The 19103-nt window shown below is 65.2% G+C and carries 18 protein-coding genes; 10 read left to right on the top strand and 8 right to left on the bottom strand.

What is annotated here, in order from left to right:
* Positions 1 to 186 precede the first annotated feature (186 nt).
* Entirely contained in the window at positions 187 to 1314 is a 1128-nt protein-coding gene (locus tag HMUK_RS00940) for an ABC transporter ATP-binding protein (RefSeq protein WP_012807737.1), read from the bottom strand.
* A gap of 248 nt (positions 1315 to 1562) precedes the next feature.
* Here HMUK_RS00940 and HMUK_RS00935 point away from each other — a divergent pair, with 248 nt between their 5' ends.
* From HMUK_RS00935 to HMUK_RS00920, 4 genes are all read left to right on the top strand, one after another.
* Positions 1563 to 2834 carry an extracellular solute-binding protein gene (locus tag HMUK_RS00935; protein ID WP_049940702.1) on the top strand — a complete coding sequence of 424 codons (1272 nt, stop codon included), beginning with the start codon at positions 1563 to 1565 and terminating at the stop codon, positions 2832 to 2834.
* An 8-nt stretch (positions 2835 to 2842) separates the two neighbouring features.
* Entirely contained in the window at positions 2843 to 3808 is a 966-nt protein-coding gene (locus HMUK_RS00930; protein WP_012807735.1) for a carbohydrate ABC transporter permease, read from the top strand.
* Entirely contained in the window at positions 3805 to 4887 is a 1083-nt protein-coding gene (locus tag HMUK_RS00925) for a sugar ABC transporter permease (protein WP_012807734.1), read from the top strand. Before HMUK_RS00930 ends, HMUK_RS00925 begins: the two co-directional genes overlap by 4 nt.
* Before the next feature lie 201 nt (positions 4888 to 5088).
* Positions 5089 to 5931 (top strand): hypothetical protein, encoded by an 843-nt coding sequence (locus HMUK_RS00920; protein ID WP_012807733.1) that lies wholly within the window; start codon positions 5089 to 5091, stop codon positions 5929 to 5931.
* Here HMUK_RS00920 and HMUK_RS00915 read toward each other — a convergent pair whose 3' ends face one another.
* Positions 5932 to 6504 (bottom strand): cysteine hydrolase family protein, encoded by a 573-nt coding sequence (locus tag HMUK_RS00915; protein WP_012807732.1) that lies wholly within the window; start codon positions 6502 to 6504, stop codon positions 5932 to 5934.
* 84 nt (positions 6505 to 6588) lie between these two features.
* On the opposite strand from HMUK_RS00915, the gene HMUK_RS00910 reads away from it, so the two are divergent.
* The 5 genes from HMUK_RS00910 (at position 6589) to HMUK_RS00890 (ending at position 12335) form a co-directional block, all read left to right on the top strand.
* Entirely contained in the window at positions 6589 to 8046 is a 1458-nt protein-coding gene (locus tag HMUK_RS00910; RefSeq protein WP_012807731.1) for an Hvo_1808 family surface protein, read from the top strand.
* Entirely contained in the window at positions 8039 to 9370 is a 1332-nt protein-coding gene (locus tag HMUK_RS00905; protein ID WP_012807730.1) for an Hvo_1808 family surface protein, read from the top strand. Before HMUK_RS00910 ends, HMUK_RS00905 begins: the two co-directional genes overlap by 8 nt.
* Before the next feature lie 153 nt (positions 9371 to 9523).
* Complete coding sequence (locus HMUK_RS00900) at positions 9524 to 10489, top strand: C-terminal binding protein (protein ID WP_012807729.1); 966 nt, start codon at positions 9524 to 9526, stop codon at positions 10487 to 10489.
* A gap of 51 nt (positions 10490 to 10540) precedes the next feature.
* Complete coding sequence (locus HMUK_RS00895; protein WP_012807728.1) at positions 10541 to 11464, top strand: S49 family peptidase; 924 nt, start codon at positions 10541 to 10543, stop codon at positions 11462 to 11464.
* Positions 11451 to 12335 carry a DUF4350 domain-containing protein gene (locus HMUK_RS00890; protein ID WP_012807727.1) on the top strand — a complete coding sequence of 295 codons (885 nt, stop codon included), beginning with the start codon at positions 11451 to 11453 and terminating at the stop codon, positions 12333 to 12335. The genes HMUK_RS00895 and HMUK_RS00890 overlap by 14 nt, the downstream gene beginning before the upstream one ends.
* A gap of 613 nt (positions 12336 to 12948) precedes the next feature.
* On the opposite strand, the gene HMUK_RS00885 is transcribed toward HMUK_RS00890, so the two are convergent.
* The 4 genes from HMUK_RS00885 to HMUK_RS00870 form a co-directional block, all read right to left on the bottom strand.
* Entirely contained in the window at positions 12949 to 13854 is a 906-nt protein-coding gene (locus HMUK_RS00885; protein ID WP_012807726.1) for a serine/threonine-protein kinase RIO2, read from the bottom strand.
* Between the two features lie 441 nt (positions 13855 to 14295).
* Positions 14296 to 16533: an amino acid permease gene (locus HMUK_RS00880; protein ID WP_012807725.1), complete on the bottom strand. Its 2238-nt coding sequence runs from the start codon at positions 16531 to 16533 to the stop codon at positions 14296 to 14298.
* Entirely contained in the window at positions 16526 to 16951 is a 426-nt protein-coding gene (locus HMUK_RS00875; RefSeq protein ID WP_012807724.1) for a universal stress protein, read from the bottom strand. The genes HMUK_RS00880 and HMUK_RS00875 overlap by 8 nt, the downstream gene beginning before the upstream one ends.
* A gap of 117 nt (positions 16952 to 17068) precedes the next feature.
* Positions 17069 to 17740, bottom strand: a complete 672-nt coding sequence (locus tag HMUK_RS00870; protein ID WP_012807723.1) for a hypothetical protein — start codon at positions 17738 to 17740, stop codon at positions 17069 to 17071.
* A 55-nt stretch (positions 17741 to 17795) separates the two neighbouring features.
* Between HMUK_RS00870 and HMUK_RS00865 the strand changes: the two genes are divergently transcribed.
* Positions 17796 to 18149 (top strand): hypothetical protein, encoded by a 354-nt coding sequence (locus HMUK_RS00865; RefSeq protein ID WP_012807722.1) that lies wholly within the window; start codon positions 17796 to 17798, stop codon positions 18147 to 18149.
* Here the strand turns inward: HMUK_RS00865 and HMUK_RS00860 are convergent.
* Together HMUK_RS00860 and msrA are read right to left on the bottom strand one after the other, a co-directional pair.
* The gene (locus HMUK_RS00860) at positions 18146 to 18568 is read right to left on the bottom strand and encodes an acyl-CoA thioesterase (RefSeq protein ID WP_012807721.1); all 423 of its coding nucleotides are present in this window, start codon (positions 18566 to 18568) and stop codon (positions 18146 to 18148) included. The genes HMUK_RS00865 and HMUK_RS00860 overlap by 4 nt on opposite strands.
* Complete coding sequence (msrA, locus tag HMUK_RS00855) at positions 18565 to 19095, bottom strand: peptide-methionine (S)-S-oxide reductase MsrA (RefSeq protein ID WP_012807720.1); 531 nt, start codon at positions 19093 to 19095, stop codon at positions 18565 to 18567. The genes HMUK_RS00860 and msrA overlap by 4 nt, the downstream gene beginning before the upstream one ends.
* Positions 19096 to 19103 lie beyond the last annotated feature (8 nt).

Raw genomic sequence — 19103 nt, 5'->3', positions numbered from 1 at the left:
AATCGAACGAGGATCCAAACACTAAACCGGCGCTGTCGCGTCTCGCTCTGGATCTCAACCAACTTTTAGATATGAGAAAACATAATACATCAAAAATACTCTTGGCGGTACGCCCTGACGGACGAGAGCGGCCGAAGCGGAGACTCTTGGTCTGGACGATGTGGTCGCGTCCGCCATACCGTGTCCTCAGGCCGTGACGGGGGATCGTTCGGTCTCTTTCTCGGAGAGAATCGAGAACCCATACGTATCGAACAGATGGATATCGGACTCGTCGAACTGAACGCCGACAGTGTCGCCCCGTGTCGGTTCGATATCGGCGGCGACGCGCGCGATGAACGACTCGCCCAGATCGAGATAGAGGTAGTTGTCGCTTCCGATCGGTTCGACGACCTCGACGACCGCCCGGATGTCGCTCTCTGCGGGCTCTCGGCTGACGGCGACGTCTTCCGGACGGATCCCGAGCCGAGCGCTGTCGACCTCGGCGTCTGCGACCGCCTGTGCAACGGGCCCGTCGAGAGAATAGGCAAAGCGATCGCCGTTAGTCAAGCATACGCTGTCGCCCGTACTGACGCTCACGTCGAGCATGTTCATCGCCGGGGAGCCCACGAACGTCCCGACGAACTCGTTGACCGGGTTCTGGTAGACGTGCTTTGGTGATCCCACCTGCTGGAGGATTCCGTTGTCGAGGATTGCGATCCGGTCACCCATCGTCATCGCTTCTTCCTGATCGTGTGTGACGTAGATCGAGGTCGTTCCCAGTTCGTCCTGGAGTCGCTGAATCTCCGTTCGCATCGTCGTCCGGAGCTTCGCGTCGAGGTTGCTGAGTGGTTCGTCGAACAGGAACACGTCGGGCTCGCGCACGATGGCACGGCCGAGCGCGACGCGCTGTTTCTGTCCCCCCGAGAGCGCATTGGGCTTGTCGTCCAGTAGTTCCTCGATATCCATCATCGCGGCTGTCTCACGGACCTTCTCCTCGCGCTGGTCCGACGAGAGATCCGTGCTCATCCGGAGGCCGAATGCCATGTTCTGGCGGACCGTCTTGTGCGGGTACAGCGCGTAGTTCTGGAACACCATCGCGACGTCTCGGCTGCGCGCATGCACGTCTGTGATGTCCTCGCCGTCGATGAAGATCTTGCCGTCAGTCGGCTGTTCGAGGCCAGCCAGCATCCGTAGGGTCGTCGACTTGCCACATCCCGACGGGCCGACGACCGTGACGAACTCTCCGTCTGCCACGTCCAGAGAGAGGTCGTTGACGGCGACGATACGACCGTTGTCGAACTCTTTGCGCAGAGAGTCCACGCGAAGCGTAGCCATGCACTGAAGATCGGTAGACCGAATAATAACCCTTTTGGAAATAATGAGGTACAATTTCATAATGATTTTGTTTGTGGAGCATCGAGACTGATACGCCGGTTCGATCCTCCGTCTGTCGTCGTCTGGCAGGCGGCCGGCCGCCATGTTTCACGGGTCTACCGGTATCCCACGGCCCGAAACCTAAACGTTTGTTCGTGGCGAATGCAAAGCATTAAGGAATGTACGACTATTTCATCAATCGTATATCCATGGGATTCGATCGGAGAACACTGTTGAAGCACATTGGTGCAACGGGAACGATCGCAGCAGTCGGCGGCTGTGTTGGCGTCGAGGAACAGGGAACAGATGCTGATGCCGGCGGGGGCGAGAGCAGCAACGGTACCGACAGTACAACAGAGGAGCCCGCCGGATCGGCAACGGCCTGGTACGGCCTCTCCGACACGGAGCTCGAACTCCGCGAAGACATCATCGCGGCATTCAACGAGGAGTCCAGCCACACGATCAAGGGAGGGAATATCGCCGAGATGCAAGACCGGACGACGAGCGCGATCCCTGCCGGACAGGGACCGGAAACGTTCCAGTGGGCCCACGACTGGGTCGGTGATTACTACGAACGCGGGTTCGTCGTCGACCAGAGTGACGAGCTGTCCGTCGACCTCGACCAGTTCACCAGTGCAGCGGCTGGTGCCGTCCAGACCGACGATGCGATCGTCGGGCTCCCCTTTTCGGCGGAGACGGTGACGCTAATCTACAACGCAGACATCGTGGACAAACCACCGGAGACGTTCGAGGAAATGGCAGCAAGTATGGAAGCGTACCACGATTCGGCCAACGGGAAGTACGGGCTAGCCATGCCGTTCAACCCCTACTTTATCAGCGGGATCGCACAGGCGTTTGGCGGCCGCTACTTCGATCCCGAAAGCGACCCAGTGGTTGGTCTCGATTCTGAGGAGACGGTCCGTGGATTCGAGTTTATGCTCGACAATCTCGTCCCATATATGCCGAACGACCCAGGCTTCGAACCCCAGCAGGCAACGTTCGCAGAGGGCAACGCGGCCTTCGCAGTCAACGGTCCGTGGTATCTTGCCACACTCAACGACAGCGACATCAACTACGAGGTGACGACCTTCCCGTCGATGGACGGCGGTGAGTTCACTCCACTGAGCGGGATCAAGATGTGGTACTTCTCGAAGGCAATGGAAGAGGGAGATGTCGACGCGACGGCAGGACGCGAGTTCATCGAGTGGTTCGTGACCAACGAGGACCACCTACTCACCAGAGCCGAAGAACAGGGCCACATTCCAGTCCTCTCGTCGCTCGCCGGCAGCGACGATCTCCCCGGCCCAGTCCGGGCCTACTCGGAGGCCGTCGATCAGGGTATCCCGATGCCGACGGATCCTCGTATGAGCGACGTGTTCGCAGCGCTGGAGGAACCAGTCGTCCAGATTTTCAACGGAAGTCAGAGCCCAGCACAAGCACTTGCCGGGGCCGCCGACGAGGCTCGAAGTAACTGGGAGTAATTCGACGAATGAGAACAGTGTCACGCCTCACACAACGAGTCGAGCGGATCCCCTTCATCGAGCAGGAGGACTACTCGCTCCTGTTCGTGCTCCCGGGGTTGTTCGTGTTCGCAGCGTTCATGCTGTTCCCCGTCCTGTACCTCGTCGGCCTCTCGTTTACCGATGCGGCGCCAGCGAACCTCTTCGCCGGTGAGGGGTCGTTCGCGGTGTTGACCTTCGGTGAGGCGACCTTTGTCGGACTCAAGAACTATACCGACGTGCTCGCCGATCCCGAGTTCTGGAACTCCTTCGGGGTGACGTGGCTGTACGTGGCCACGAGCGTCGCCCTGAAACTCGGCTTGAGCATCAGCGTCGCGATGGTCGTCACCAGCGATCGGGTGCGCGGACGGCGAATCATGCGGTCACTCATCATCCTCCCGATGGGACTGCCAGCGATCTTTACGATCACCGTCTGGCGATCGATGTTCAGTTCTGCCGATTTCGGACTGATCAATCAGCTCTTCGAACAGTTCGGTGCCGAGCCCGTTGCGTGGCTCTCGACCCGATGGCCGGCCTTTTTCGCGTACAACGTCACGGAGATGTGGCTGGCGTACCCGTTCATGGTAATCATCACAGTTAGTGCCCTGCAGGACGTACCCGAAGAGTTGCACGAGGCGGCGACGGTCGACGGCGCGGGCTTTCTCGCCCGATTCATCCACGTCACGCTGCCATCGATCAAGCGGCCAGTGCTGTTCGCAGCGATTCTGACGGCCGCCGCGTCGTTCCAGCAGTTCCTGATCCCTTTCGTGTTCAACCAGGGTGGACCGGCGCGAGCGAACGAACTCATCGTCGTCTACGGGTACAGAGAGGCCCTCTCCTTCTCCCAGTACGGCCGCGGGGCAGCGATCAGCCTCATTGCGGTCGTCTTCATCGGCGTGTTCATGTGGATCAACGTCAAACGTGGCAAGCTCGCTGACGGGGTGTCTGACGAATGAGCCTCCTGTCGACGGTCGGCCGGAAGCTCGTCGAGGACACGAGAAACGTCCTCCTCACCCCCGTCGAGGCGGCCCGAGACATCAGGTATACGGTACGTGGTGTGCGGAACGGTGAGATCCCACCAACGGACCCCCTGAAGACGGTCGGCGCGACGGTCGGGGCCCTGCTGCTGGTCCTGCTACTACTGTTTCCCGTGTACTGGATCCTGCAAGCGGCGCTGTCGGGCACCGGTGCGTCGCTGTACTCCTCGAATGGGCTCTCGCTGTTGCCCGAAGATCCGACGCTCCAGCCGTTCATCTGGGTGATCGGTGACCTCGTCGTTCCCGCCTACAACGTCACGGTGGACATCCCGCTGACCGGACAGTCGCTCGTGTTCAGTACCCCCGAGCTCACGTTCCTGGACGCGTCGGCCCACGGAGTCGATCGACCGTCCCAGTTCAAGCACTTCCTCTGGAACAGCGTTACAGTCGCGATACCGACGGTGATCATCTCGATGTGTCTGATCGTGCCGGCGGCCTACGCCCTCTCGCGGCGGGAGTTTATCTTCCGGCGAAAGATCCTGTTCCTCTACGTACTGATGACGCAGGTCGGTGGAGGGCTCGGTATCGCACTGCTAATCGGGTTGTACGCCATCTACGTCCAGTTCGGGCTCAACGACAGCAAGCTCGCGCTCGCGGTGTACTACGCGGCGACAGCCGTCCCGTTCAACACGTGGCTGCTGAAGACCTACATGGACGGGATTCCGGTCTCGTACGAGGAGGCCGCCGTCGTCGACGGCGCGCCGCCGTGGCGTGTCGTGACGGAGGTCATCATCCCGCTCTCAACGGCCGGCCTGGCGACGGTGTTGATCTTCACGTTCCTGACCGGCTGGACGGAGTTCGTCGTCGCACAGACACTGCTGACGACGGAAAACTACACGCTCCCGGTTGGCCTGTACGCGCTGATCGACGAGTACTCAATCCCGTGGGCGCGCTTCTCGGCGTTCGCACTGACGTTCGCAACGCCGATCATGCTCGTCTACCTGTTCGCACAGCGCTACATAGAGGGGGGACTCTCGTTCAGTGGGATGGAGGGATAGAACGGCACATTCCGCTTTCGCGGCCTTCTAAAACCTGATTGGCACTTCGGAACGCGAGTCGCAAACGCGACCGCGTCGCGATGGGGCGTGTCACACTTCCGCGTATCCCGCCGCAGCGGCTATCGGATCACGTACTGGGGCCCCTCATGGCTCTCGAACCCGTGCAACAGGCACATATCCATCGACGCCAACTGGCTGGTGATGGCCGTCACACTGCCCGCCGACGTGTGCCACCAGTACGACCGCTTCTCGCTGTACAACTCCCCGTTCGTGGCCCACGACGACGGCCGCGCGATCGACCTCTACCCCTCCGGCGCGGTCGCACCGTCGCCGGTCGCGGGCACCGTCGTCGAGACGAAGCAGGTGCGTGCGCCGCCCCAGCCCTACGCTGCCGAGCACGACTATCTCCTCCTGATCGACACGGGCGAGTGGATGGCTCGTCTGCTGCACGTCGAGCCGTCCGTCGTGCCCGGCGACGAGGTGGGCGTCGGCGATCCGCTGGGCGAGACGGTGCGAGCGGGCTTTTTCGCGCCGTGGGTGCCCGATCACGTCCACCTGGAGTACCGCGACCACGAGACGAATCCGTATCGGGCAGACGGCTCGGAGCCGCTCGCCGTCGCGGTCGACGTCGAGCCACTCCCCTGGGACGGCACCGGCACCGTCGTCGATACGGGGGCGACGTGGGCTCGACTCGACGCACCGGCCCATCCAGCGCCCGGCGAGCGCTTCGTCGGACTGGCCAACGGGGGGCCGGATGACGGGAGAGGTGGTGTCGTCGACGGCGGACTCGCTCACTACGACGCGGGTGGATTACTCGGGCACTCGCCGTCCGATGCGACCGAGCGGGCGGTCGTCGTGGCCGGCGCGCCGGTCGGGACGGCGACGGGCCGGACCGTCGCGTGGGACGACGTGACGGTGCTCGCAAACGGCGATCCGATCACCGGGCTGGCGCTGTTCTGTGCCCGCGACCGGTTCGGCGTCAAACTCGTCGGCGACGGCGTCGACTTCCAAGAGGGCGAGGACGTGACCGTCGAGTGCCGGTGATCAAGCGAAGGTGATCTCGCCGCGCTCGGTCACCTCGCCGAACAGCCAGTCCGCGTGGTCCAGTGCGTACTCGCGGTGGTCGTCCTCGATCGCGCCGATGGCGTCTTCGACCAGCACCGGGCGGAAGTCGCGCAGGCCGGCGCTGGAGGCCGTGTGCAACACGCAAACGTTCGCGAGCGTGCCGCAGACGACGAGGTCGTCGATCCCGTGGGCGTCGAGCCACCCCTCCAGCTGGGTCTCGTAGAAGGCGTCGTAGGTGTGTTTGACGACGACGAGGTCGTCTTCGGCCGGTTCGAGCTGTGCGACCAGCTCCGTCTCCCAGGACCCCTCGATGACGTGCTCGCCCCAGCGGTCGAACTCGTCGTAGTAGTGTGCGTCTTCGAACTGTTCGGGCGGGTGTACGTCGCGGGTGAAGACGACGCTGGCACCGGCCTCGCGTGCGCGCTCGACCAGCTCGCGGCAGGGCTCGATGGCCGCCTCGCTGTCGGGCGCGTACAGCGCCCCGTCCGGGTGACAGAAGCCGTTTTGCATGTCGACGACGACGAGTGCGGTTCGTGCTGGCTCGAACTCCATGGCGGACGCTACGACCGGCCGGCCCAAAGTGTTGTGGCTCGTACTGCGCGTCATTTTTCACGCCGCGGCCCTTGCCTCCGGTACATGTATCGCGCCGCCCTGCTCGCTGCGCTGCTCGTTCTTGCCGGCTGTCAGGCTCCGTCGGCCGGCCCGTCGGCGGCGTCCCCCGTACACGAGACGACGGGGACCGACGCCCCCGAGCCGACGGCCACGCCCACATCTGTCGACACTGACGACGGCCCGCCGGATCCCGAGACGGATCGGATCGGCTGGGAGAACGGATACTGGCACAACGAATCGCTGGACGTGACCAACAGCGACGGCCTCAACGAGAGCGAACGCGAGGCCGTCGTCGCCCGCTCGATGGCCCGCGTCGAGTCGGTCCGAGAACGCGAGTTCGACGAGACGGTCCCGGTCAGCGTGATCGACCGGTCGACGTACCGGAACCGCTCTACCCCCGCGTCGAACGCGACGAGCGCGCGCTTCGACAACGGCAAGTTCGAGGCTTTGTTCCTGATCGGCGAGGACAGGGACGCGCTGGCGGCACAGAACGCCGCGCTGAGCCAGAGCGTGCTCGGCTACTACAGTCCGGCCCGCGACGAGATCGTCATCGTCGCCGACAGCGAGACGCCACAGCTCGACGGCGAGGCGACGCTCGCCCACGAACTGGTCCACGCCTTGCAAGACCAGCAGTTCGACCTGACCAACGGGACCGTGACGACCCGCGACGCCTATCAGGGCCGCAACGGGATCGTCGAGGGCGACGCCTCCTTCGTCGAGCGGCGCTACACCGCCAACTGCGGCGCCACCTGGTCCTGTCTCGACTCGGCCGACAGCACGCAAAGCGGCGGCGGTGACAGTCACTTCGGGCTGAACTTCCTCCAGTTCTTCCCCTACAGCGACGGTCCCGGCTTCGTCGAGCATCGCTACGAGGCCGGCGGCTGGGCGGCCGTCGACGCCGCGTTCGCGGACCGGCCCGACGGTGCGACGGAAGTGATCTACCCCGAACAGTACCCCGAGTGGGAGCCGGCGACCGTCTCCCTGCCCGACCGCAGTAACGACGAGTGGGAGCGGGTCCGACCGCCGGGACGCGCCGACTACGCCGTCGTCGGCCAGTCCGCCATCGCGGCGTCGCTCGCCTACACCGTTACCGACGACTACGAAGACGCCAGCGTGGTGCGGGCCCGCGACGTGATCAACTTCGAGGCCGACGGCAAAGTCGACGGGGACGATCCGTACAACTACGACGTGCCGGCCGCCCGCGGCTGGGCCGGCGGCAAACTGTTCGTCTACGAGAACGGCGAGCGGTCGGGCTACGTCTGGCGGACCCGCTGGACCAACGAGAGCGAGGCGGCCGAGTTCGCAAGCACCTGGAGCGCGGTCGTCCGCCACTGGGGCGGCGAGGAAACCGAGGAGAACGTCTGGACGATCGGCGAGGACAGTCCCTTCACCGACGCCGTCAGGATCGAACGCTCCGGCGCGACGGTGACGGTCGTCGACGCGCCCGACGCGGCGGCATTGGAGGCGGTACACGATGCGTAGGGTCGCAGCTCTCGCCCTGCTGGTCGTCCTCGCGGGCTGTCTCGGTGCCGTGAACGACCTGAACCCCGCCGACCGCGACCGCCAGGCCGACGAGGACCAGATCGGCTGGGAAGACGGCTACTGGTACGACGACAGCGTGTCGGTGACCACCGCGGACGGTCTCAACGCCAGCGAACGGGCGGCGGTCCTGGCCCGGAGCAAGGCCCGCGTCGAGCGGATTCGCGACCGGGAGTTCGACGGCAACGTCAGCGTCGAGGTGATCAGCCGCGCCGAGTACCGCAACCAGTCGCGTGGTCCCGGCGGGACCGGACCGGACGATCCCTGGAACGATCAGGTGTGGGAAGCACTGCTGCTGGTCGGCGAGGACTCGGGCACCAGCGAGGCCATGGGCGAGACCTACAACTCCTCGGTCCAGGGGTACTACAGTCCGGCCTCGGACAACATCACGATCGTCAGCGACTCGCCGACGCCGACCATCGATCGCTCGACGCTGTCTCACGAGCTGGTCCACGCCTTGCAAGACCAGTACGACAACCTGGAGTCGTCCCCGGAGACCCAGGATCGCCAGCTCGCACAGCAAAGCGTCACCGAGGGCGAGGCCAACTACGTCCAGTGGACATACGAGGACCGCTGTGAGAACCGCTGGCAGTGTCTCTCTCCGCCCGGCGGCGACGGCAGCGGCGAGAGCTCCGGCGGGGGCGCGCCGACCGACGGCGTCTTCGTGACGATCTACCAGCCCTACGCGACCGGGCCGGGACTGATCGACCAGCAGTACGGCCGGAACCGCTGGGACGGCGTCGAACGACTGTACGAGAACCCGCCCGACAGCACCGAGCAGGTGATCCACCCGGACCGGTACCCCGACGAGGAGCCGGTGAACGTGACCGTCCCCGACCGCAGTAGCGACGAGTGGGAGCGGTTCGACCACGAGCCGGTCGCGGACACCGCCGGTGAAGCGTCGATCTTCGCGATGCTGTACACCAACGACGCCGTCGAACCCGAGCAGTGGTTCCGGTACCGCAGCGACGCCTCCGCGGGCTGGGGCGGGGACTCGATCGTCCCCTACCGTGACGGATCGGGTGGCTACGGCTACGTCTGGACCATCGAGTGGGACTCGCCGGGCGACGCCAGGGAGTTCGAGGCGGCTTACACGTCGATTCTCGACGACAAGGGCGCGGCGCGACCGACCGAGACCGTCTACCGGGTTCCCGACTCCGACGCCTTCGGGGACGCCTTCCGAGTCACTCGCTCTGGAAGTCGGGTCCGCATCGTCAACGCTCCGACGGTCGACGATCTCGACGACGTACACGAGCGACCGTCGTAACTCCGCCCCTCCGAGAAGTCTCACGCGATCTGCGATTCGATATCGCGCATCTCGGTTTATCCGGCCGACCCCGCGGCGGTCCTGCCACCCGCCGTTATCGCGGTCCCGGAACGCGATCGGGGTTTTTTACCGTTCTTGAGCCCCAGTGCCGGTATGAGCGAAGTTCTCGTCAGCGACGACCCGATGCTCGATCCTAGCGCGCTCGCCGACGCGTTGCCCGACGCGACCATCCGAACCGAACCGCTGCCCGACGAGCACGCGATCGTCGAGGCCGCTCGCGACGCCGCGGCGCTGGTGGTCGACGTGAACACGCCGGTGCCCGCGGGCGTCTTCGAGCAACTGCCCGCACTCCAGATCGTCGCTCGCGCGGGCGTCGGCTTCGAGAACGTCGACGTCGAGGCCGCGGCCGAACACGACGTGGTCGTCACCAACGTCCCGGAGTACTGTACCGACGAGGTCGCGACCCACGGGCTGGCGCTCCTGTTGGACTGCGTGCGAAAGATCGCCGAGTACGACCGCGCGACCGCGGCCGGCGAGTGGGCCTGGGAGGACGGGCGGCCGGTCCACCGGTTCCCCGACACGACGCTCGGGCTCGTCTCCTTCGGCCCGATCGCGCGCCGACTCCGCGAACGCGTTCGAGGGTTCGATCTCGACGTGATCGCGTACGACCCCTACGTCGATCCCGAGGAGATGGCCGCGGCCGACGTAGAGGGAGTCTCCTTCGAGGAGCTGCTCGCGCGGGCGGATCACGTCTCCCTGCACGCGCCCCTGACCGACGAGACCGAGGGGCTGATCGACGCCGACGCGCTCGGGGCCATGCGGGACCACGCGATCGTCGTCAACACGGCCCGCGGCGGTCTGATCGACGAGGCGGCGCTGACCGACGCACTCGCGGACGGCGCGATCGGCGCTGCCGGGCTCGACGTGTCCCGCCGCGAGCCCCCGGCCGACGACAGCCCGCTGCGCGCGCTCGACAACTGCATCCTGACGCCACACGCCGGCTGGTACTCCGTCGAGGCGCGCGAGGAGCTCAACGAGACCGTGGCTCGCAACGTCGCGGCCGCGCTGGACGGCGAGACGCCGCCGAACCGAATCGACCCTGATCTCGACTGGCTCTGATCGTCCTCGTCGTCGTGGCTTTTTATCCGAGCACGCCAACGACCCTAGCGAATGGCGAATCCGATCGACAACTACGTCAAGACGCTGTTGACCTCCTACACGGTCATCATCGTCGTCGCCCTCCTGATCGGTGCCGCGGTCGGCCCCGCCGTCTCGTCGGCGCTGTTCCAGAGCGACGACGAGGGAACGATAGCCGCCGTGACCATCCAGGGACCGATCAGCGGCCCCACCGCCGACGAGGTGACTCGGCAACTCCGAACGCTCCGGACGGACGATTCGATCGACGCCGTGGTCCTTCGCATCGACAGCGGCGGTGGGAGCGTCGCGGCGAGTGAAGCACAGTACCGGGCGGTCAAGCGACTCGCCCGCGAGAAACCGGTCGTCACGAGCGTCCGGGGCGTCGCGGCCTCGGGTGCGTACTACACGGCCCTGCCCAGCGACGAGATCTACGCGACGCCGGGCGGACTGGTCGGGAGCGTCGGGGTACGCGCCCTGATTCCCCAGCCCGACGGCGTCCCCCGCTCCGTGACGACCGGTCCCGACAAGGCCGGCGGGCTCACCGGTGACGACATCCGTGGCCAGGTCGAGACGCTCAAACGCTCGTTCGTCGATTCGGTGTACGCCGAACGCGGCGATCGACTCTCCCTGTCGCGCACGGAGCTGACGAACGCGAAGGTGTACTCCGGCGCGGCCGCCGTCGACAACGGACTCGCCGACGAGATCGGCGGGCTGGAGACGGCCATCGCCGCCGCGGCGGAGAAGGCGGGCCTCGACTCCTACGACGTGGTGTACCGCTCGACGACGCCCGGCGTGCTCTCTTTGCTGCTCGGATCGGACGCCAACAGCACCGACGCCGGCCAGGTCGATCGCGCGTCGCTGTTGACGACGCGTGGCATCGAACGCCCCCAGTACCTGATGCTCTGGGGCGATCTGAACACGTCCGCTCGGGAGGTGCGTGCCAGTGGAGCTGCGTGACGCGGCGCTCAAAGCCGGCGTCTTCGTCGCCGTGTTCCTGGTCGTCGCCACCCTGACCGGGCTCGGATCGATCCCCGTCCCGGTCGACGGGAACGAGACCGCGCCCCTGACCGTCCAGAGCCATCAGCCCGAGGCGATCCTCGCGGACTCGTCGGCCGAAGCCGGCGAGATCGAGCCCGACGCGACCGCGAGCGAGAAGACCGTCGTCATCGACCAGAGCCACAACAACAGCGTCGCGCCCGGCGACATCAGCCCGCTCGTCACGAGCCTGACGGCGGCCGGTCACGACGTGCAGTTCTACACCGACGCGATGGCCGACCGCCAGTCCCTCGGCGAGACGCTCTCGGATGCCGACGCGTTCGTCGTGATCGCTCCGAACGACCAGTACAACGAGAGCGAACGGCGTCGCGTCGAGCAGTTCGCCGAGGACGGCGGTCGCGTGCTGCTGGTCAACGAACCCCCGCGACAGGCCGCTCGCGGGGCCACCGCGTCGACCCCGATGACGAATCTCGCCGGAGTCTTCGGGCTCGGATTCGACGGCGGCTACCTCTACGATCTGCGCGAGTACGACACCAACCACCGGGCCGTCTACGCGACCCCAGCGAGCGAGACGGCGCTGACGGAGGGTGTCGACCGAGTCACGGCGTACACCGCTCGCCCGGTCGTCGGTGGCTCCTCGCTGCTCGACACCAACGAATCGACCGCGCTCTCGACGACCCGTCGCCAGGCGCGGTACTCGGTGCTCGCCCGCCAGGGCAACGCCGTCGCGCTGGGCGATCGATCGTTGCTCGGCACGGACTACGCCTACACTGCCGACAACGAAGTGTTGATCGGGAATCTGATCGAGTTCCTGGTCTCGGGCTCGCGGTAGCGAGCGTTCGCGTCTCTGCTCGTCTCCCCGAAACCGGTAGCGACGGCGTCGAGACCGTCTTCGTACGTCGGATACTCGGGCTCCCAGCCGGCCATCCGACTGGCTGTTCGGCGTCGAGGTGGTCGAGAACGGTTCGAGGAAGTCGGCCAGCGTGACCGCTCGTCGACGGCGTGGGACGGCTTCCTGACCCCCGTTCAGCGCCACCGCGGTGTTCTCCGCATCGGCGGCCGATTCGGTCGTGCGGTCTGGACGGCGGCGGCTCCCACGATTTTGTCGCCTCGCTCGGGGCAAACTGACTACGGTGGCCGTGCGCGGTGCACAGCCCGACCAGTCGCTTGCCGTACCCGTCGTGCCGGCGACGAAGGCTTTCATCCGAGGTTCCGGAACAGACTGAATAGCCGTCTGTCCGTCCGGTCATTCTCCGAACGGCTAGTTCTCTATCGCGGTATGTGGTTTATCTGTGCCCGCTACCCTCACCCGTCGCTCCGATTTCGCTCGGCCGTCGTCTCAATCTGGCAGAAATCCGTCGTTCATACGGAAAGTTGTAGGTCTTTACCAGATCGACCGCACGCCGTCGTGCGGTCGACTGGGTAAACGCCTACAACCGTCCGTATCAGTCGTGGTCAGACAGCGACTCGAACTCGCCTGCGAGCAACGCGTCGGCGACGGCGTCGACCTCGATGTCGTCGACGAACCGGGGGTATTTCCGCTGGAAGTACCCGAGGATGTTCTCCACGTCGCGGGCCAGCAACTCGTCGGCGTTCGCGTGGTCGGCCGGCACGGCCTGGGGCCAGTCGAAGATCGTGATTCCGTCGGTGCCGACGAACACGTTGTACTCGCTCATGTCCGCGTGGACGTACCCGTCGTCGTAGGCCGTCCCCATCTCTGTGAGGATCAGTTCCAGCACGGGTCGCACCTGCTGGTCGTCGAGTTTCGTTCGAGAGAGCTCGACGCCGTCGATCTTCTCCATGACGATCGCGTGGCGGTTGGTGTCGATGGGCTGGGGAACGCGTACGTCCGGGTACAGCGTCTCCAGTGCGTCGTACTCGCGCTCGGCGGCCTTCCGTGCGGTGTACTGCCAGGAGACGTGATCGCGGTCGGCGGTGTACTCCCGTTCCTTGTTGACTTCCCGAAACTGGGTGTACCCCTCGCGGTGGAACTTCAGGGCCATGGGCTTGTAGGAGCTGACTTCGAACACGTCGCTCTCCTTGCCGACCCCCAGCGGGGCACCGAACCCCTCGATCGTCCCCCGCTCGACCAGCGCGTGCAGTGCGAGGGCGTCGTACCCCTCGAACGTGAGCTTGAACCCCTCGTACTGCATGGTCTTGCGCTCCAGGAAGCCCCGGTCTTCACAGCGGTCCAGTCGGTAGTCCACGTCTTCGGCGGTCAGTCGCGAGAACTGCGGGAGCTTCTCGCGGTCGACGTACTCCGAGAAGCGCATCCCCTGCTCGACGCCCGAGAGGAGGTGAAAGTCCTCGGGTTCGAGATCTGCCATCTCGCGTGCGACGTTCTGGACCATTAGCGCCCCGTAATCGTCCGACTCGTATAAGTTCGGCGCGTCGGGCGTGCAGTCGGCAATAAATCAGATAGCGCTATATGGAATTGCCGTACTGGCAACTGAGCACTCGACGACCAGTGTCGGTTCGAGGAGATTGCTTCTGGACGACCGGGCAACGTCTCGTCTCTATCGGTCTCCGGCACCAGACGCGCCGTCGACGCCACGGCGGGGCCTCGCCGGCTGGACCACTGTGGCGTCTCCAACCTCGCTCTCGGACCGGGCGACTCATACTGCTGGCTGTCACTGTTTCAAGAGAGTCGCGATCACGTATCGCGAGATTCGTTACAGATGGACAGTCGGCAGTATCACGACTTTCGACGTTCTGTGAACCGGATCACTCGCTGTATCAGTCACCGCAGACAGCGTCCGAGGGCCGAGAGAACTACTGTGCCCCCAACTCCTTTAGAACAGCCGTTCGAGCAGCCCCCGGTCCCGGTGGGTCTCCGCGAGGAGGACCGAACACTCCACGTCGTCGACAACGTCCAGCACGAGTGACTTGGAGACGAGCCGACGCAGTAGGCCTTCCTCGGTCGCACCGATGAGGAGGAGCGTCGCGTCGTCGGCAGCGTTGCGGATGGCCGTCTCGATGTCGCCGGATTTGACGAGGCGTTCGGCGTCCGTCAACCCGTGTTCGACTGCCCACTCTTCGAGGAACTGCGCTCCCGCTTCCCGATTTTCGTCGACGTTGAGCAACGTCACTTCGGAGTCGTACTCCGCCTGCAGCAACTTTGCGACGGTCGCCGACAGCTCGGAGTCCGGACCGCCAGCTGTCGGGAGCAGAATGCGCGACGGATCGAACCCGCGGTCACGGAAGACCAGGAAGTCACAGGGGACCGACTCGGTGAGTTCGTCCATGGCTGACTCGGCCCGCCCCGGCGAACCGTGTGCGTCCGGGCCCCATCCCATCACGACGAGATCCGCGGTCTGTGAGCGAGCGGCGTCGAAGATAGCCTCGTAGGACTTGTGCGAGACGATCGTGTTGGTCTCGACGTCGACGCCGAACGTCTCGGCGTCCTCCCGAGCGTTTGCGAGCAGACGCTCCGATGTCTTGTCGATCTCGTCGGACCGGTCGGCAGCGGCCGCGAGCGCCGTCTGGCTGGGAACGGTAACGATGTGCGTGGCAACCACGGTGCCCCCGCGCTGCTTTGCGATCGCGCTCGCGAGGGTGATGAGGTCTTGCTCGTTCTCGGGATTGGCCAGGGGCACCATCACGCGGTACTGGCCACCGTCGGGTTGGACCCCGACGGCTGCACTGACTGCCGCGTCGGGCATCTCGTCGGAGCGCGAAATGATGTGCTTCGAGAGTATCCCCTGCTTTTCCGTGCGTGAACGGGCGTAGAGCCCGTACCACAGGACCGCTGCCGCGGCGATGCCAAAGGAGAGCAACAGCGCGTCCTCGGCGACGAACACCAGCAACGCAAAGGAGAACACGACACCGAGGATCGGTAAGAGGGGGTACAGCGGCACCACGAACTCCGGGGTGTACTCTTCTGGATTCACGTAGCGCATCACGATCAGCGCGAGGTTCAGCAGTCCGTAGATGATGAGGTGCAGTCCGGACGCGGCACCCGACAGCAGCGTTATGTCGCCGATCACGATGAACAGCAGAATGAGTCCCCCGGTGATGCTGATCGCCCTGTATGGCGTTCCGTACCGTGGGTGTATCTCGTTGAGTGCCGGCGTGACGATTCGATCACGGCCCATGGCGAAGTTGATACGCGACGACGCGAGGATCGACGCGTTCGCGCTGGAGGCGGTCGCGAGCAGGCCACCGAACAGCAGTGCCCCGCCCATCAGGGCCCCCTGAATGTAGTTGCCGACCTCGACGACGGCGATGGGATTCTCGGCGTCGGAGCTGATGATGTCCGCGATGAACCCCTGTGGGACGGCCGCGCTCATGATCACCAACACCAGTGCATAGATGACGGTCACGATGACGACGCTGCCGATGACTGCCCGGGGAAGGTTCTTTCCGGGGTCTTTGATCTCCTCGGCCACGCTGGTGATCTGGACGAAGCCGAGATACGAGACGAAGATGAGACCCGTCGTCTCCAGTGTGGTGACCACGTCGGTCGCGGCCGGGAGATTCGACGGCTCGGCCCGGAGCGTTCCCAGAAACGTGAACACGGTGAGGATTCCGATGAGCAAGACGACGATGACGTTCTGTAGCCTGCCGGTCTCCTTGGCACCGACGTAGTTGATCAGGATGAAGAACGCACCACCGGCCAGCGCGGTCAGCTTGACGACGGTGATCGAGACCGGACCGACGCCGACGCTGCCCGAGAGTCCGAAGATGCGAGCGATGTACCGCCCGAAGCCGACCATGTAGAACGCGCTGGCGAAGGCGAGCCCGAGCCAGTTCGCCCAGCCGGCGACCGAGCCGAACAGCGGACCGAGGGCGTGGTTGACGTAGTAGTAGGCCCCGCCGGATCGGGGCATCGCGGTGCCGAGTTCACTCGCCGACAGCGCCGTAAACATCGCGATGACACCGCCCAAAACGAACGCGACCGGCGCGAGCGACCCGGACTTGAGAATCGCCTCTCCGGGGAGCACGAAGATGCCCGCGCCGATCATCGTCCCGACGCCGATCGTCAGGGCGGCCAGCGGTCCGAGGTCTTTGGCGAGTTCTTCCTCACTCATCGTTGTGTGGCAGGGCGATGACGGGACGTGTCGCCTTCGTCACCAGCTTCAGCGACACATCGCCGGAGAGAAACTGCATGAGTCGGTTTCCGCCCCGGGACCGATAGGCGATCGAGGTGGCATCGACCTCGTCGGCGGCCGCGAAGATCGCTTGGACCACGTCCCGTCCGTAGGCAGTGTGCTCGTCGGCGTCGGGGAACACCGACCGGACGGCGGCGTACGACGCTTCGGCCACCTCTTCGGACTGTTCGACGGACGTCTTGTCCGGCACACCATCACCTTTCTCCACGACGTGCAGCGCCGTCACGTCGTCTGGATCGTACGGTTCGAGCGCTCTCGCCGTCGCCAACGCGTCGTCGTCGGTAGCGACCGGTACCAGCACGTGTCCGAGGATATCTCTGCCGTTGGTGCTGTCCATACTAGTCAGTACAACCTCTCTCTGTTAAGGGTGTGTATCTACCGGTTTCCGCAGTATCTCCGGCGGTCCTCTGAACGGCTCGGAGCGAGCCGATGAGCTCTTCTCTGCGGCGTCGCGTTACGGCCCGAAACCGCCGGTAGAGGGATCGTACGGGTCGTATTCGGGCCGGCTGTCGGTCCCGCGCGGGCAGTCGAAGCGCTCGCGATACCGCTCTCGACGCGCGCCGGCCCGTTCGGAGAACAGGAGCAAGACGCCGTAGGGCTGGCTGAACGACGCGGCGTCGACCGGATCGGGGTCGAGGAAGACGGCGTCGGTCGTCGGCGCGTCGGCGCTCACGACGGTCGTCAGCTTCTCTTCCATCGGGAGCAGCCCGGCCAGTACCGACGGCACGAAACTCCCGCCGGGCAGTGGACTGCGGGGCTGCACCCAGCACTCCCCGACCGGCTGCCCGTCCGCTTCGATCACGCTGTGTGCCGGCCCACGGCTCTGCGTGTCCCAGGTCTCTCTGGCGATCTGGGGAAGCTCCACGTCGGTGGCGAACCCCATATCGACGCCGTCGATCCGATCGAACTCGCGCAGCGTCCAGGCCTCCTCCTCGTCCGTGGGATCTCCGGCGACCCTCCCTTCGATCAGGTCGCCCGTTTCGAGCCCGTCGATCGCGGGCTGTCGTTCCCCGTATCCCTGCTGGTAGGTCGTGTAGAGTCGCGTCCCGTCGGTGTCGAAGAGGTTGATGTGGGGGACTGCCTCGACGACCCGATAGACCCGAAAGCGACTCGACCGCTCGTCCATACGCCGACAACGCGCTCCGTCCCCATGTCCCCGTCGGTCCCGGAGCGGGGGGTTGATGACGCTACCCGCCGAACGGCGGCCCGTGAACGGACCCGACGACACCGAACCGCCGTCGAACGACCCGACGATCAGCTGCCGGCGGTGTGGCCGCGAATGGGACCTCGGCGAGGAACTGGACGCCGTCGGCAACCAGGCCTTCGAGCAGTTCGCGCTGGACCATCGCCATCACACCGGCCACTTCCCCGACGGCGTCGCGACGTGGCGCGTCGAGTGTCGCCACTGTCCGGAGACGGTCGAACGGATCGAAGAAGGTGGGGCAAAGCGGTGGGCCCACACTCACGTCAGACACACGAACCACGCGGTGACCATCCACGGGACGGACGGCACCGAGCGCGTCCTCGAACCCTAGAGCCCCTCGAACTCGCCGATCGATTCGCGCCAGCTGTCGGGGATCGGGACCGACGAACCCTGCCCGCGGTCGTAGGCGACCATCGTCGTCTCTCCGGTCGCGGCCACCTCGCCGTCGGCGGTCCGGATCTCGTACTCGAAGGGGAAGCTCTTCTCGCCGAGGCGCGGGACGCGGACGCCGACCGTGACCTCGTCTGCCAGTCGGATCGGGCGCTCGAAGTCCAGTTGGAGGTTCGCGACGACCATCCCGGTCTCCTCGCCGCTCCCGGTGATATCGGCCGCCGCGCCGCCGACGACGGTTTCGAGGTAGTCGACGCGGGCCTCCTCGACGTAGGTCCCGTAGAGCGCGTTGTTGACGTGACCGTACGTGTCCAGGTCGTTGTACCGCACGTCGACCGTCGTCGTGAACTCGAAGCTCATGCCAGTAGCTCCCGGAACTGCTCGTTGAGCTTTTCGAGCTTCGGATCGATGTTGACCGCGCAGTACCCCTGATCCGGGTTGCGCTCGTAGTAGTCCTGGTGGTACTGCTCTGCGGGATAGAACGTCTCTAGGGGCTCGACCTCCGTGACGATCGGATCCGAATACTGGTCGCCGAGGTCGTCGATCATCGCTTCGACGGTCTCGCGCTGGGCCTCGTCGTGGTAGAAGACCGCCGAGCGGTACTGGCTGCCCACGTCGGGGCCCTGTCGGTTCTTCGTCGTCGGATCGTGCGTCGCGAAGAAGACGGTCAACACGTCCCCGTAGTCGATCACGTCCGGGTCGTACTCGACCTGAACGCACTCGGCGTGGCCGGTCTCGCCCGAACAGACGGCGTCGTAACTCGGGTCCGCGACGTGGCCACCGGCGTAGCCCGACGTGATGGACTCGACGCCCTCGATCTGTTTGAACACGGCCTCGGTACACCAGAAACAGCCACCGGCAACCGTGGCAGTCTGTGGTTCACTCATCGCTCTCC

It is taken from the genome of Halomicrobium mukohataei DSM 12286, assembly GCF_000023965.1.
GTDB lineage: Archaea > Halobacteriota > Halobacteria > Halobacteriales > Haloarculaceae > Halomicrobium > Halomicrobium mukohataei.
Note: the sequence above shows the minus strand (reverse complement) of the source record. Positions and strands in the feature narration are given on the sequence as shown.